The following is a 16,005-nucleotide window of genomic DNA, read 5'->3' on the forward strand; positions in this document are numbered from 1 at the left end:
AATCAGACTCCATAAATGAGTCAGCACTTCCTTAAATCATGCTTCTTTTTCTATTTTGTCATAACCATGGTCATTTGTAAATCATCCTTTCTTCATGACGTCCTTCAGGGAGACCTGTCCTTCTTTATATGAATAAATACTCCATACAAATAAACACTCCAATGCAAATGGGCGTCTGTCATACAACAGACGCCCATCTTCTTTCATTAAAGGAAGCGATGCTTCCCTTTCCTTATCACCTTATCAAGTAAATACTGTCAGTTTTTGGAACCGTTTTACTCAATGGCTGCCTTCAGCCCGCCGATGTAGGCTTCCAGGTCTTTATCCGCCTTATTTCCTTCTTTGTTGATAATATCTACCACACCGCTGCCGGTAATGACGCCGTCAGACAGGGCTGCCATTTCTTTAGCCTGCTCCGGAGTATGGATGCCAAAGCCGATAGCAACAGGAGTATCGGTGGTTTCTCTGACCACTTTGATAATATCCTTCAGGTCGGTTTTAATATCGCCGCGCATGCCGGTGACGCCCATGGAGGAAACTACATAGACAAAGCCGGTGGCATTTTTCACGTTGGCACGGATGCGGGCTTCCGAGGTAGGAGCAACCATCTGGATAATGTCGACGCCGTTTTCATCAGCCAGAGGACGGATTTCCTTCTGTTCTTCGCCGGGAAGATCGGGGATGATAACACCGTCAATGCCGATGTCTCTGGCTTCCTGGAAGAATTTATCTGCCGGATAGCGGAAAACGGGATTGTAATACGTAAGAAGTACCAGAGGAATGGAAGTGTGTTTACGGATTTCCTTCACCGTCTCCATAACCTGGGGCAGGTGAATCTTATTTTCCAGAGCCTTGACATCCGCTTCCATGATGACAGGACCGTCAGCGATAGGATCGGAGAAGGGCACGCCCAGCTCGATAAGAGTGGCTCCTGCTTTTTCCATATCCAGTACATATCTTACAGTGTCTTCCAGGGATGGAACACCGGTGGTCAGAAAGGCGATCAGTGCTTTACCGTTTTTGAATGCTTCATTAATATGGCTCATTATATTTCCTCCTTAGTCATGCAGGTTTTCTCCGCGATAGCGGGCGATGGCAGCCACGTCTTTGTCTCCGCGGCCGGACAGGGTAATAACGACAATGTCGTCTTTTGTCATGTTCTTTGCTTCTTTCATTGCTCCTGCTACAGCATGGGCAGATTCAATGGCACAGATGATGCCTTCTGTCTTTGCCAGGTATTCAAAGGCCTGTACCGCTTCTTCATCGGTAATGGCAATGTATCTGGCTCTGCCGATATCATGGAGGTAAGCATGTTCAGGGCTTACACCCGGATAGTCAAGGCCTGCGGAAATGGAATATACTTCGGTAATATTTCCGTCATCGTCCTGGCAGAAGAGAGACTTCATGCCATGGAATACGCCGACGCTGCCTTTGCTGATGGTTGCTGCATGGTAAGGGGTGTCAATGCCTTTGCCGCCGGCTTCGCAGCCGATCAGGGCAACACCTGCATCCTGTACGAAGGGATAGAAGGTGCCTGCTGCATTGGATCCGCCGCCTACGCAGGCATAAACTCTGGTGGGAAGACGTCCTGTTCTTTCCAGCACCTGCGCTCTGGCTTCGCGGCCGATGCAGCTCTGGAAATAGCGGACCATTTCCGGGAAGGGAGCCGGGCCTGTGGTGGAACCGATGATATAGTGGGTATCATCGCAGCGGCGGCTCCATTCCTGCATGGCTGCATTGACCGCATCCTTGAGCACCCGGGATCCGGTCTTGACTACATGGACCTTAGCGCCCAGAAGTTTCATGCGGTATACGTTTAATGCCTGTCTTTCCGTATCGATTTCTCCCATGAAGACTTCGCATTCCATGCCGAAAAGGGCAGCAATGGTAGCAGCAGCTACACCGTGCTGGCCTGCACCGGTTTCAGCGATAATGCGGGTCTTGCCCATGCGTTTAGCCAGGAGAGCCTGGCCGATGCAGTTGTTGATCTTATGAGCGCCGGTGTGGTTCAGATCTTCTCTTTTCAGGAAAATACGGGGACCGCCCAGGTCTTTTTCCATATTTTCTGCTTCATAAAGCATGGAGGGACGGCCGGTGTAGTTCACAAAAAGGCGATGGAGTTCATCCTGGAATTCCCTGTCCTTTTTGCATTCTTCAAAGGCTTTGCCTACTTTATTGACTTCATTCATTAAAACTTCCGGTACGTACTGTCCGCCGTATTCACCAAATCTTGTTTTCATCATGTATTCCATCCTTTTCTTTTAAGAATTTTCCTGTATCATCTGCCGGAGAAGTTCTGTCCTGTTTTCTGCCCGCATGAGCATTTCTCCGATAAGCACTGCATCGGCGCCGGCCTGTCTCATCTGATGCACCGCATTCCTGTCGGTCATGCCGCTTTCAGATACCAGAAGCACGTCCTCCGGTACCAGCCTGGCCAGCCTTTCGGTATTTTCCATTTTAATGGTAAAATCCCGAAGGTCCCGATTGTTCACGCCTACGATTCTGGCGCCGGCTTTGAGCATACGCTCCATTTCTTCTTCATCATGGGCTTCTGCAAGCACGTCCAGCCCCAGTTCCTCCGCCTGCTTCATGAAGGATCGGATTTCCTCATCCTTCAGTATGGCGGCAATGAGGAGGATGGCCGAAGCACCGGCCAGAGCCGCCTCTTCAATCTGGCAGGCATCAATGATGAAATCCTTCCGAAGTACCGGGATATGGACTTCTCCTGCCACCCGTTTCAGGTAAGCAATGTCTCCCTTGAACCATTTCGGTTCCGTGAGGCAGGAAATGGCGGAGGCCCCTGCCTCTTCATATTCCCTGGCAATGGCTTCAAAGGGGAAATCAGGACTGATCAGCCCCTTGGAGGGAGATGCTTTTTTCAGTTCACAGATAAAGGAAAGACCCGGTGCCGAAAGATTCCGGTAAAAGAGGTGCTTGTCAGAAGGAGTAAAATGGGCTGCCTTTTCATGAATGGCATCATAATACCCTTCTGCCTTCAGCCTGGCCGTCCTTTTTCTTGCTTCTGCGGCAATATCATCAAGAATCATGGCGCCCCCGTTATTCGTTGGATACCTGAATATACTTTTCCATGGTTCTGTAAGCGTCTCCGCTGTCGATGAGAGCAGCTGCTTTCCTGACGCCTTCCTCCATGGTCTTTACAGCGCCTGCTGCATAGAAAGCGAGGCCTGCATTGAGGAGCACTGCATTTCTCTTTGTGCCCTGGATTTTTCCGGAAAGGATGCCTTTCGTGATTTCTGCATTTTCATCCGGTGTGCCGCCTACCAGTTCTTCCTTCTTTCCACGGGCAAGGCCGAAGTCTTCCGGTTTGATTTCACTGGTGCGGTAGTAGCCGTTCTTCAGTTCGCATACAAGGGTCGGTGCGCTGGGAGAAACTTCATCCAGGCAGTCCTCGCCGTGAACTACTACTGCATTCTTCACACCCAGCTTATCCAATACCTTGGCAACCGGTTCTACCAGGTAAGCGTCATATACGCCCAGGAGGAAGTAATCCGGATTAGCAGGGTTTGTCAGAGGTCCCAGGATATTGAATACGGTACGGAAGCCCAGTTCCTTTCTGATGGGTCCTACATACTTCATGGCGGAGTGATATTTCTGAGCGAAGAGGAAGCACATGCCTACCTTATTCAGCATTTCCAGTGCCTTTTCCGGATCCTGGGAAATATTGGCTCCCAGTGCTTCCTGCACATCGGCAGTGCCGCACTTGGAAGAAGCAGCCCGGTTGCCGTGTTTGGCTACCTTCACGCCGCCTGCTGCTACTACGAAGGCAGCGGTGGTGGAAATGTTGAAGCTGTTGGATTTATCTCCGCCGGTTCCCACGATTTCCAGAACCTCCATGCCCGGATGAGGAACGGGAGTAGCATGTTCTCTCATTGCCACAGCGCAGCCGGAAATTTCATCAATGGTTTCTGCCCGGGTGCTCTTGGTGGAAAGAGCTGCCAGGAAAGCGGCGTTCTGGGTAGGAGTCGTTTCCCCGTTCATAATTTCATTCATAACCTGATAAGCTTCCTCGTAGGTGAGATCCCCTTTTCTGACGATTTTCTGAATAGCTTCCTTAATCATTTTGTATTCCTCCTGTACTTCTCTTTTACACATACTGTCAATTATTCAAGTCTGCCTGTTTCCTGCCATCGTCTGATTGAGTCCATCTTTTCCTCCTTCAGGGAGGACAACAAAAAATCCGTCCCTGACAAATACTTGTCAAGGACGGATGTAATTCCGCGGTGCCACCTTGCTTCAGGGAATGACCCCTGCTCTTAGCGAGATACCAGCATATCTCCGGCAACTGACGTATGCCCTACGTCGCAGGCTACTAAGGAAATCCTTTTCACCGCGCCCTCAGCGGTCCATTTAATAACCTGCGTTCTGCCGGCTTCTCAATACCCCGGCTCCCTGTGAGTGCACGAATTATTTTTATCTCCGCTTCAACGGTTTGCTTTTCTTAAGTTGTGGCTATTATAATCCCCCGCTGTCTGAATGTCAAGTAATTTTTTATGAGGCTCCCAGCCTTATAGCAAAGGCCTTTCAGTTTCTGCTCTCCGGACGGGTATCTCCCAAACGATTCACCAGAATGGCGGCAAAGCACAGGGCCCCGCCGGCCAAAAACCGCAGGGTCACCGGATTCCCATAGTACAGGCAGGAAAAGAGAAACCCAAAGACGGACTCCATGCTGCTGATAAGAGATACCGTTACATCCGGCAGATACTTCTGGGCTGCGTTCTGCAGGGTAAATGCGGCCGCCGTATTCAGAATGCCCAGGAAAAGGACTCCTTCCATACATTCCATGCCGGAAGGAAGAAAAGGATCTCCCTGCACCAGAAGAAAGCAGAGGGATACCAGGGCAGCAGCGGCAAACTGAATGAAGGAGAAGGCAAAGATATCCATGTCCTTTTTCATAAATTTCCCTACAAACACGATCTGCAGAGTAAAAAGCAGGGACGAAGCCAGGGTAATCCAGTCACCCAGCCGGATGTCCCCTTCCCCCTTTGCCGCAATGAGGCCGATGCCGGCCAGAGCCAGAAAGCCGCCGGCAAAGGCCCTGGGGGATGGTCTCTTCTTCCAGAGCAGCCAGCTTACAAAAGGCGTCCACACCACATAGGTGGTAAAGAGAAAGGACTGCCTGGCGCTGGTCGTATACATCAGCCCCCAGAGCTGTACGCCCAGAGCCAGCGCCAGAAGAAAACCGGACAGCACGCCGAACCGCAGGAGGGATTTTCCATGCCGGCCAATGGCCCGGGGAAAAGCAAGTGCAAAAAAGAGCGCTGCCAGTCCGAACCGCCAAAACAGAACACCCCAGGGAGAAAGCCCCGTCAGTGCCATTTTTCCCGCCACAAAACCACCGCCCCAGATAAGGGCGGTGGTCCATAGCATAAGACGGGCTTTGTTCTCCTGTGCGTGTAGAGTCATGTCTGTCACGTTCCTTTTTGAACAGGGGGCGTCTGCTCCCTCTTGCCTGCGAAAACGGACAATTACCTTCTCAGCATGCGATACTTGAACTTGATTCCCTTAAATCCGGTCACCTTCCGGAAGTATCTTGCCATATATTCGGAAATGATGTAGAAGGCCGGAATAAGGAAGAGGCCGCAGAGAGTAGCAAAGGTCATGCCGCCTACAACCGCCACGCCCATGCCGCAGCGGGCACCGGCGCCGGCACCGGTGGCCAGAGCCAGCGGCAGACAGCCGATGATGGCGGTGAAGGCAGTCATAAGGATCGGGCGGAGACGAAGCTTCGATGCGATGACGACTGCTTCCATGGGATCCATTCCCTTATCCACACGTTCCTTAGCAAATTCTACAATGAGGATGGCGTTCTTGGCCGCCAGACCGATGATCATGATGATACCGATCTGCATGTACACACTGTTCAGGAAACCGGTAGCATTGGCACCCAGCATGGTAGCCAGGGTACGGATAATGTATTCGGAGAATACAGCACCGAAGATACCGGTCGGCACGGTGAAGAGAACGGCGAAAGGCATAGACCAGCTTTCATAGAGGGCTGCCAGACAGAGGAATGCGAATACCAGTGCCATAACGAGCACTTTCATGGTGGAGTTGGAGGATGTACTTTCTTCACGGCTCTGGCCGGACCATTCAATCGTAAAGCCGGAAGGCATGACGCTCTTGGCAGCGGCTTCGGCAGCCTGCATGGCTTCGCCGGAGCTGTAGCCGTTGGCGGCACTGCCCTGAATGGTGACACTTCTTACACCGTTAAAGCGGGTAATGGAGGACGGGCCTGTGGTGATGGAGCTTGTCAGCAGCGTATCCAGAGGCACCATATTGCCGGAGGAAGATTTAACGGAAATAAATTTCAGGCTGTCCGCCTGGGAACGGTACTGGGTATCAGCCTGTACAATGACCTTGTAGGAACGGCCGAACTGGTTGAAATCGTTGACCTGGGAACCGCCGAAATTGGCCTGGAGGGCTGTAAATACATCGGAAAGATCGATGCCCAGATTCTTGATCTTTTCACGATCGACAGAATACTGCACGCTTGGTGTATTGGTGGCATAGCTGGTGCGGACGCCGGACAGTTCCGGACGGGCACTGCAGGCTGCTACTACCTTATCAGCCACATCGCCCAGCTCTGTATCCGTAAGGCCTACATTATCCTGCAGCTGCATTGTCCAGCCGCCTTCCATGCCGAGTCCCGGCAGAGCAGGCGAGTTGAAAGCGGAAACACGGGCTTCCGGATGAAGCGGAACCACGGTGCTGTTGAATTTGGCAATAATGGAATTGACACTGAGATCCGAAGTGGTTCTTTCATCCCAGGTGTCCAGAGATACATACAGGTTGCCGGAGTTGGAAGTCGATCCACCGGTATGGGTCATGATATCCTTTACCCCGGGAATGCTCTTCGTTTCATCGGCAATGGCATCTACAGTCTTAATGGTCTGGTTCAGGGATGTACCTTCCGGCATGGTAATGCTGGCCATGAAGAAGGCCTGGTCTTCTTCCGGCACGAAGGTGGACGGAAGTTTTTCATAGAATACGCCCATCAGTCCGGTAACCAGAATGAGGAATACGGCGGCATACTTCAGATGATGAATCATCCAGGATACCCGGCCGGTATATTTTTCACGCCAGGATTCAAAGCCGCTGTTGAATTTGCGGAAGAAGAACCCCAGAGGACCGCTCTGGATGCCCTTGTCGTCCGCCTTCAGGAGAAGACCGCAGAGGGCCGGTGTCAGGGTAAGAGCTACAAAGGCGGAAATTGCCACAGACACGGTGATGGTGATGGCAAACTGTTTATACAGCACGCCTGTAACACCGCCGATGAAGGCAACAGGGATGAAGATGGAGGCCAGCACGGCTGTGGTGGCAATAATCGGCCCCTGCACTTCTTCCATAGCCTTTTCCGTTGCCTCTTTGGCGGAAAGCCTGTCTTTCGCCATGTGCTCTTCTACGTTTTCAATGACTACGATGGCATCATCGACTACCAGCCCGATGGCCAGTACCATGGCGAAAAGGGTAAGGGTATTGATGGTGAAATCAAGAACCGTAAAGGTGGCAAAGGTGCCTACAATGGAAACCGGCACTGCCAGCACCGGAATCAGAGTGGTGCGCCATTTCTGCAGGAATACGAAAACCACCAGGATAACCAGGAGCAGGGATTCAATGAAGGTATCCCGCACTTCGCCGATGGATGCATTAATAAAGCTGGTGTTATCCATGACGATGGTATAGTCCAGATCCGGCGGGAAACTGTCCTTAGCCTGGGACAGCACCGTCTTTACCTGGCTGATGGTATCCAGTGCATTGGCATCGTTGGTAAGCTGTACACCAAAGCCGATACCGTTCTTGCCGTTGATCTTGGAATTGCTGCTTTCATTCTGGGTACCGGTCTGGATGGTTGCTACATCTTTCAGATAGACGAACTGTCCGTTGGATGCGGATTTCAGAATAATATTGCCGAACTGTTCCGGTGTGGTCAGACGTCCTTCTACCTTGGCGCTGTACTGCTTTTCCTGGGTATCCGGAGCAGGCTGTCCGCCAACGGTACCTGCCGGTGCAGAAATATTCTGTTCCTTAATGGCGGAAATAACATCTGCTACCGTCAGATTTCTTTCGGCCAGTTTGTCCGGGTTCAGCCATACTCTCATGGCATAGCTGGAGCCGAAGGTATTGACGTTGCCGACGCCGTCGATACGCTGGATCTTATCCAGCAGGTAAATGTCGGCATAGTTCTTCAGGAAGGCCTGGTCATAAGTGCCGTTAGGCGAATACAGGTTGGCCATAAGCACCATATCGCCGGAAGATTTGCGCACCGTGAGGCCCGTGGTCTGCACATCACTGGGCAGACTGTTCTTGGCCAGATTCGCATCATTCTGCACGTTGACAGAGTCCGTATCGCCGTCGCTGTCCAGGTCAAACACGATGGACAGACTGTAAGAGCCGTCATTGCTGGAAGTAGAAGACATGTAGGACATATTTTCCAGACCGTTCAGCTGCTCTTCGATAACCTGGGCCACCGTCTGGTTCACAATGGTAGCGTTAGCACCGGTATAGGATGTACTCAGGCTGATGGTAGGCGGAGAAATCTGCGGATACTGGGCAATAGGCAGAGAGAAAAGGGAAATGGCCCCCAGAAGCACAATGATAATGGATATGACGATGGCAAAGATAGGACGCCGGATAAAGAATTTTGACATAGAGGCCTCCTTACTGCGCCGTTACCGTGGCAGTCTGGGAGCTGGTGGAATCACTGGTGGTAAGAGACAGACCCAGTTCATCTGCATTGGTTTCCGTCACATCCAGGTCCTGTCCTTCCTTCAGATTGGTCAGGCCTTCCACCACTACATTGTCATCCTTGGTCAGACCGCTTTCCACTACATAGTAGCTGCCGATCTGATCTCCCAGTGTCACCATCTTGGAAACAGACTTGTTATCTGCCCCTACCACAATGACAAAGGACTTGTTCAGCACCTGCTGTACAGCCCGCTGAGGCACCAGGATAGCATCTTTCAGCGGCTGTCCCTCCACGGTGACCCGGGCAAACATGCCGGGGAGAAGAACGCCGTCATTATTGGCAAAAACAGCCTTGATGGTCAAAGTGCCCGTACTTTCCGAAAGTTCACGATCCGCCAGATAACTGGTAGATACTTCATCATATTTCTTGCCGTTGCTCAAAGTCAGCGTTGCCTTCGGCGGTTCCGGATGGACGCCGCTGTCCTTGTCCGGCGTATCGGCCATACGGAAATTCAGGTATTCATTTTCACTGATAGAGAACTGGACATAAATCGGATTGATAGAGCCCACCGATACCAGAGAGGTATTGCCTGCCGTAGCATACGTACCTACAGCCACATCATCCACTGAAAGCTTCCCGCTGATAGGGGCACGAATTACCGTATCATCCAGATTTTCCTGGGCCTTTTTCAAAAGAGCTTCCGCATCATCGTAGCTGGACTGGTTCGATGCCACCGTAGCCTCCTGGGTGGTAAGGGTCTGTTCAGCAATGGCACCGGAAGCCTGGAGCTTCTGATACCGTCCCAGATCAATGATGGAGTTATTCAGCGTAGTTCTCGCCTTATCCACATTGGAACGGGCAGACAGCACCTCAGATTCATACTGCCGGTCATCAATCTTGTACAGTGCCTGTCCCTGGGTCACCGGCTGGCCGCTCTGGAAATATTTTTCCACAATAGACCCCGATACCTTCGGCTTAATCACCACCGCATCCATGGACTTGATCTGTCCTGAATAATCATGGCTCACGCTGGTGTCCTGCTGAAGCACCTTCATAGCCTTCACCGAAACAGCGGAAGACTTCTGCTGGGCCGTACTGCCGCAGCCTGCCGTCAGAGAAACGGCTCCCATGCAAATCACAGCCGCCAGCACGGCCAGGCGGTTCCTGAACTTTTTATGAATCATAAGGATGTCCTTTCTGCATAACTAAAATGTCTGCTCCCCCGGATTACAATGATTCATGCAGCATGAACCAGTCCATCGCCGGTGTTCCACACATTTTTTTCTTTCAGTTTACCATAATCAGGCTTGTTTGTGAATGTGACTCGTTACCTTTGATAATTATTTAAGGCCATTCTCTTTTTCCATATGACTGAAAAAGCCCGGTCTCATCTCTTTTCTCACCTATCTGCAGGGAACCCGAAAAATGAATCAATTCACAATAAGAAATTTTTTACCTTCGCAGCCCTGCTTCTTATCCCCTTTCTGTATTTACATCCCTCTTTTTCTATGCTATTCTTGTATAAACTGTATAGAATGATTTGAATGTGAGGTACCCTATGACAGAAAAAAGAGAAGGGCTGGACCAGCTGAAGCAGCTGGGCAGCCGAAATACCCGGTATACCTATGACTACGACCCCGGTCTGCTGGAAAAGATCCCCAACAAACATGCGGACCGCGATTACTTTATCAAGTTCAACTGCCCGGAATTTACAAGCCTCTGCCCCAAAACAGGACAGCCGGACTTTGCCACCATTTATATTTCCTATATTCCCGACAAGTACATGGTGGAGAGTAAATCCCTGAAGCTTTATCTTTTCAGCTACAGAAACCACGGAGATTTCCACGAGGACTGCGTGAATATGATCATGACCGACCTCATCCGCCTGCTCCGTCCCCGCTACATTGAGGTGTGGGGAAAATTCCTGCCCCGGGGCGGTCTTTCCATTGACCCCTACTGCAACTACGGCATTCCCGGTACAGAGTGGCGGGACTTCGCTCGTTTCCGTCTGCTCCATCATGATATGAATCCGGAAAAGATAGATAACCGGTAAATGAAAAAAGCTGTGAAAAAATGATCAATCATTTTTTCACAGCCTTTTTTTATGGTTTCTATATTTTTTCTCTCGAGATTTTTCAGGCTCCCCCGCCAAACCTCGAAATAGCAATGCAGCGGTCTGCTGGTATCCTCATCTCAAGCGGTGTGGCCATGATGAGAATGCATGCATTCATCTCTATGAAAATTCTGCGTCGAGAGATCTCCCGCCGCAGCAGGACCCGTACCATGGAGGAGGTCGATTTCACACTACATGCCCAGCTTGAGCCGTCCGTAAATAACAGCAGCTGTCACCAGAAGAATCAGCACCATGAAAAGATAGTCTCTGCCCTTGGGTGCCACACTTTCCATGAATGTTCTGCGGGAACCGCCAAATCCGCGGAGCTCCAGAGACAGAGCCATGGTTTCACTTCTTCCCAGAGAACGCAGCATGAGCGGACGAACGATGGACATGTACCGCTTTACCTGCTTGAAGAAATTGCCCTTCACTGCCAGACCGCGGCAGGCCTGGGCTTCAGATACCGCCTTGTTTTCTTCGATAAAATCAGGAATAAAGCGAAGTCCTGCGGTGAACATGAAGGCATATTCGTAGGGCACCTTCAGCTGGCGCACCATAGAAGCCGTCAGATCCTGGAGCTTGACTGTCCCCAGAAGGTAAATGAAGATGATGGTCATGCCCAGCATGCGCAGCGCCGCCACCACTGATTCCTCCGTGCTGCCGCCGCCCAGCTTTTCGATAACGCCCAGAAGAGCGGCAAAAATAATCAGCATGATCAGTGCCTTGATATTTTTGAAAAGCTCACTGGATACCAGAAGAATTAAAAGTTCCAGCACGCAGAGACCCAGAAGGCTTTCCGGCTTATGGAGCACAATGGCCCATACCGCCGTTCCCAGAGTTAAAAGGATTTTTGTCAACGGGACAAGATTTCTCATTGGGAAACGCCTCCTTTCCGTTTCATGAATTCCCTGCAGAAACTGTCCATATCCCGGCAGTAGGGCGCTCCGGGCAGATGCCGTCCCAGCAGCACAGCCGGCGGATAGGCCAGACCCCAGTCTTCCGGCCTGTTGGCTGCAGAGAAGAGCACTTCCGGCTTATCATCAAAAACCACTCCGTGATTGGCGATAACCACGACCCGGGTGCAGTCCCTGGCTACGATATCCATATCATGGGTGACAAGGATGATGGTGATGCCCTTGTCCTGCAGCCTTTCCATCAGCGCCATCAGCCGCTTCTTTTCCCTGCCGTCCTGACCGCTGGTGGGTTCATCCAGCACCAGGTATTCCGTATTCATGGCCAAAGCAGACGCAATAGCCACACGCTGCTGATCGCCCCGGGAAAGAGTTCTGGGGTACTCACCGGACAGGGACTCCGTATCTGTGTCCGCCATGGCCCGGTCAATGGCCTCTTCCAGCTCACTGCCCCGTTTCCCCTGATGGAACGGACCGAAAGCGATTTCCTCCCGCACCGTAGGCATGAACATCTGCCGGTCGGGCTGCTGGAATACATAACCGATGAAACGGCTCCGTGCGGATGCATCCTCCTTCGTCACATCTCTGCCGTCATAAAGAACACGGCCTGCTGCCGGTTTTTCCAATCCCGTAAGGAGACGGGTAATGGTCGTTTTGCCGCTTCCGTTTCTTCCGGTAATAGCCACGAATTCTCCCTTGTCAAAGGACAGGGACACATGGGCAAGGACAAGGGGCAGCCCCTTCCCGTAACGGAAGGATATATCATTCAGCTCAAGCATTTTCCCCTTCTCCTTTCTTAAACGAATCCACCACAGATTCCTCTGCGTCTTTGATATTCAGGAAGGGCTTTTCAAAGGAAATCCCCGCCTCTTCCAGCTCCAGCTGGGCCCGGTACATATCCGGAATAGCCTCCTCATAAATGTGGTCCTTCTTCATCACCCGCATAACCTCTTCCGGCGTGCCCTGGCTGATGATCCGTCCCTGGTTCATGAGGATAAACTTTTTCGCATAGGGCAGGGTGGCTTCCAGATGGTGTTCTGCCACAATCACCGTAAGTCCTTCCTTCCGGTTCAGTTCGCCCACCATTTCATAAAATTCGCGGATGCCTTCCGGGTCCAGAGCCGAAGTCGGTTCATCAAATACCAGTACTTCCGGTTCCTCTGCCAGAACGGCGGCCACCACCAGACGCTGGCACTGGCCGCCGGAAAGAGTGGCTACCTTCCTGTCTTCCAGACCGTCCAGATGTACCTTGGCCAGTGCTTCCTTCGACCGGCGCCGGATTTCTTCCGGCGGGAAGCCGTGATTTTCAAGAGTAAAGGCCATTTCCTCCCCTACCGTCAGAGTCACGATCTGTGCCTTGTAGTCAGAAAGAATGACACCGATGGAAGAAGCCAGATCCGCAATGGTATGCTGGGTTACTGCCTTTCCGCCGGTAAATACCATGCCCTGCATGGTGCCGCCGTAATAATGGGGAATCGCACCGGCCATGGACATGAGAAGCGTCGTCTTGCCGGCACCGTTCGGCCCCGTTACTACCACGAAATCTCCTTCCTTCACTGCCAGATTGATATCCTCCAGTGCCTTCCTGTCAGAAAAAGGATAGGTGTAGGTCAGATGCTCCACACTGATGACCCCTTCCTGCTGCTGATGCAGCACAAGGCCGCTGTGGTCACTGTCCTCCACATCCGATTCCGCCATGTAATGCATGGACTTGAAAAGCCGAAGAGCCGGGAAATAAAGGAAAGGCGTGATGATTCCGTTTCCTACGCCTACCATGGCTACTGCCGGCAGCATGCCGTACAGGTATACCTTCAGAGGAATGCCCATGACAAGGGTCAGAATAGAAACGAAAGTGAAACCGGACACACAGGTGGTAATGAAACCGGCAATGGCCGGACGAAGAGAAAACTTTCCGATTTTAATCGGCGGCACGGAATGGGCAAAGAAGCCTGCCACATAGGCGCCGAAGAACTCGGAAGCAAAATCGCCGTAAGGGAATGCGGACTTACTGGTAAATACCTCCATCAAAGCTGCCACCATGCAGATTCCCAGGCACTGCTTGTAGCTGGGCTTCGTCAGAAGAATGGCCACCACATAGCAGGCAATCATCCAGTTCGGCGTAAAACCGGCCACGGAAGGCGATACCAGATGAAGAAGCATACCAATGGCCAGCATCAGCGTAGAAATCGTGAGCCAGCGGAACCTTCCTCCCCTCGCCTTCGTATAGACAAGCTTTGACACATCCATAACCTGCTCCATGATGCAACCTCCTGAAAAATCAATCAAAAAATCCCTTCATCCCTGCTTCACAGCAAAGGGACGAAAGGATATAATTCCGCGGTACCACCCATATTGGCAAAAAGCCCGACTCATCATCCATAACGAAGACTCCCGTCTGCTCCTACCCCGCATCGGCTCAAAGCAGCGCCTCCCAGGCCCATTCATCAAGACTGCCATACCGGACTTCCACTTGCGCCGGCTCCCTTGGATGGCTTCCATCAGGACTACTCTTCCTGTTCTAAGGCTTTTGTATATGAACAGAGTATATCACCAGCAGAAACAAGTGTCAACGGGAAAACAGGAAATCAAATTCCCGCGTCCTCCGCCTGCCTTTCTCTGCGCTCTCCTGCCCCCCCAAAAAATCTTTTTATACTGTTGTTGCAAAGAATTCCTGTTTCTTCTTTTCCGCAGAAGCACTCCCCCACCAGCCGTCATTTTGAAAGTCGGCAGCGAGGCCCGTAATCCCATCCCTCAGCGGTGCATGCCGCTCTGATCCAAGAGATCTCTCGACTCAGAGTTTTCATAGAGAGAAAGCAAACTCATCCTCATACCGCCATGCAGCCCCGCTCGAGATGACGCAGCAACAGGCAGCTTATTATCACTTGAAAAGCAATGAAGGGCAGAAGTGCTCCATCCTCTGTATCATTCCGCCGCTGTCCTCCTCTCGAAATGACGAATGGGAGAGTAGCACTTATGATAATTTGTTTCCTTTCGAACTGACAATGGGGCGTCTGAAATCTGATTGACTGACTCTCTGATAGAGTTTCAATCATTTCTTCAAAGCCCCTTCTGTCATTATTCCCGGATCTTTTCTTTTTCTTCCAGAGTGGGCGCTTCTTCTTTCTGCACCAGAAGAAGAGTGCCGTGAATTTCCTGGTCTTTAATTTCCTCTGCTTCCCCTACGCTAATATATTTCCCGTCATGACTGGTGAGGGCCACGTAGGCTTCTTTGGCGCCTCCGCCGCTTCGTTTGAGAATAAGAATTTTACGATCTGAGGGAAGGTCCAGTTCACCAGGCGCTGCTACCAGAATAGGTGCATGAACGATGGAAATGGCCTGGTCTTCTTCCCAGCCCTCATCCTTTTCTTTCAGAATCAGAAGGGTGTCCCCGCCGCTACCGCTGGTATAGGGTCCCTGTACCAGAACCAGGGCTTCCATCCTGCCGTCATGGTCGAGGTCCATGAAGTTATAGGAGTATTTCGTGGTTTTCCAGTCTTTTTTCGGGATATCAAAGGAAGAAATCACCGCACGTCGGATGGCATCATTGGGCTGCACTTCCGCGTCAATGGTCCTGTCAGGTCCTGTTTCTTCCACCTCAGGCTCTTCCTTCTTACTTTCTCCGTCGGTGAGAATATCCAGAATATCTTTCAGCTTTTTGTTTTTCTGAATATCATCGGATTTGAGGATTTCTCCCAGAATGACACTGCTCATGCCTTTCCAGTCAAAACTGTTTTCCTTTCCGCCCTTCCGGTAGGCTTCCTTCAGCCGATCAAAGAGAGCATCCAGGTCCTTATTGGAAACCTTCCCTTCCTCCAGTGCTTCTTCCGCCGAAGAAAGGGTATCGGACTTTGCTTCAGCCGGAAAGGAAATGGTAAGAGCGGTGAGCAGTGCTGCCGCCAGAGCTATGGGTTTTATGTATGTCATATGGTATCAACTCCTTATTGGATGCGGCTTCGCCGCTTTGGTCAGGCTTGTCAGCGTGAGAGTGCAGAAGGTGATCCTTCGCCTGCACATAAAAGTACCTTCCTGTGAATCGCAGGACGATACGCAAGAACGGTCTGCCTGTTTTCTATTCGCCCGCCAGAATGGACGTAATAGTTATACAAACTGGCACCTTATATGATTTAAAAGGCGCACTATCGCCCTTTGAAACCTTCTGAACCCTTTGAACCCGAACCGCTTAGCGGCCTTCTGTGCGCAAAAGGTGTATCTTTTTCTTAAATATACTACAATTTCCGCCACAAAAAAAGAAGCCGCCGGAGCAGCTTCTTTTT

General features: G+C 51.3%; 12 protein-coding genes and 1 other annotated feature. Of the genes, 1 reads left to right on the plus strand and 11 read right to left on the minus strand.

Annotation, left to right across the window (positions count from 1 at the left end):
• Positions 1–275: 275 nt before the first annotated feature.
• From trpA to ACI4N7_RS01575, 7 genes are all read right to left on the minus strand, one after another.
• Positions 276–1,046: a tryptophan synthase subunit alpha gene (gene trpA / locus ACI4N7_RS01545; RefSeq protein ID WP_439731605.1), complete on the minus strand. Its 771-nt coding sequence runs from the start codon at positions 1,044–1,046 to the stop codon at positions 276–278.
• 12 nt (positions 1,047–1,058) lie between these two features.
• On the minus strand, positions 1,059–2,243 hold the full coding sequence (gene trpB, locus ACI4N7_RS01550; RefSeq protein ID WP_439731606.1) for a tryptophan synthase subunit beta: 1,185 nt from the start codon (positions 2,241–2,243) through the stop codon (positions 1,059–1,061).
• Positions 2,244–2,261: 18 nt separating this feature from the next.
• Positions 2,262–3,047: an indole-3-glycerol phosphate synthase TrpC gene (gene trpC / locus ACI4N7_RS01555; protein ID WP_439731607.1), complete on the minus strand. Its 786-nt coding sequence runs from the start codon at positions 3,045–3,047 to the stop codon at positions 2,262–2,264.
• A 10-nt stretch (positions 3,048–3,057) separates the two neighbouring features.
• A complete protein-coding gene (gene trpD / locus ACI4N7_RS01560; RefSeq protein WP_439731608.1) occupies positions 3,058–4,080 on the minus strand; it encodes an anthranilate phosphoribosyltransferase in 1,023 nt (340 codons plus the stop codon).
• A 462-nt stretch (positions 4,081–4,542) separates the two neighbouring features.
• Positions 4,543–5,424 carry a DMT family transporter gene (locus ACI4N7_RS01565; RefSeq protein WP_439731609.1) on the minus strand — a complete coding sequence of 294 codons (882 nt, stop codon included), beginning with the start codon at positions 5,422–5,424 and terminating at the stop codon, positions 4,543–4,545.
• Positions 5,425–5,486: 62 nt separating this feature from the next.
• Positions 5,487–8,669, minus strand: coding sequence for an efflux RND transporter permease subunit (locus ACI4N7_RS01570; protein WP_439731610.1), 3,183 nt, complete (start codon positions 8,667–8,669; stop codon positions 5,487–5,489).
• 10 nt (positions 8,670–8,679) lie between these two features.
• Positions 8,680–9,891, minus strand: coding sequence for an efflux RND transporter periplasmic adaptor subunit (locus ACI4N7_RS01575; RefSeq protein ID WP_439731611.1), 1,212 nt, complete (start codon positions 9,889–9,891; stop codon positions 8,680–8,682).
• A 374-nt stretch (positions 9,892–10,265) separates the two neighbouring features.
• Between ACI4N7_RS01575 and queF the strand changes: the two genes are divergently transcribed.
• Positions 10,266–10,760, plus strand: coding sequence for a preQ(1) synthase (gene queF, locus ACI4N7_RS01580; RefSeq protein ID WP_439731612.1), 495 nt, complete (start codon positions 10,266–10,268; stop codon positions 10,758–10,760).
• A gap of 251 nt (positions 10,761–11,011) precedes the next feature.
• Here queF and ACI4N7_RS01585 read toward each other — a convergent pair whose 3' ends face one another.
• The 4 genes from ACI4N7_RS01585 to ACI4N7_RS01600 all read right to left on the minus strand — a co-directional run bounded on the left by ACI4N7_RS01585 (position 11,012) and on the right by ACI4N7_RS01600 (position 15,655).
• Positions 11,012–11,695 (minus strand): energy-coupling factor transporter transmembrane component T, encoded by a 684-nt coding sequence (locus tag ACI4N7_RS01585; protein ID WP_439731613.1) that lies wholly within the window; start codon positions 11,693–11,695, stop codon positions 11,012–11,014.
• The gene (locus tag ACI4N7_RS01590) at positions 11,692–12,510 is read right to left on the minus strand and encodes an energy-coupling factor ABC transporter ATP-binding protein (protein WP_439731614.1); all 819 of its coding nucleotides are present in this window, start codon (positions 12,508–12,510) and stop codon (positions 11,692–11,694) included. Before ACI4N7_RS01590 ends, ACI4N7_RS01585 begins: the two co-directional genes overlap by 4 nt.
• On the minus strand, positions 12,503–13,990 hold the full coding sequence (locus tag ACI4N7_RS01595; protein WP_439731615.1) for a tryptophan transporter: 1,488 nt from the start codon (positions 13,988–13,990) through the stop codon (positions 12,503–12,505). Before ACI4N7_RS01595 ends, ACI4N7_RS01590 begins: the two co-directional genes overlap by 8 nt.
• Positions 13,991–14,043: 53 nt before the next feature.
• Positions 14,044–14,261: a binding site (T-box leader), on the minus strand.
• A 545-nt stretch (positions 14,262–14,806) separates the two neighbouring features.
• Positions 14,807–15,655 carry a hypothetical protein gene (locus tag ACI4N7_RS01600; RefSeq protein WP_439731616.1) on the minus strand — a complete coding sequence of 283 codons (849 nt, stop codon included), beginning with the start codon at positions 15,653–15,655 and terminating at the stop codon, positions 14,807–14,809.
• Between the last annotated feature and the right edge of the window lie 350 nt (positions 15,656–16,005).

This window comes from Dialister sp. (assembly GCF_051885895.1).
Taxonomy (GTDB): Bacteria; Bacillota; Negativicutes; order Veillonellales; family Dialisteraceae; genus Dialister.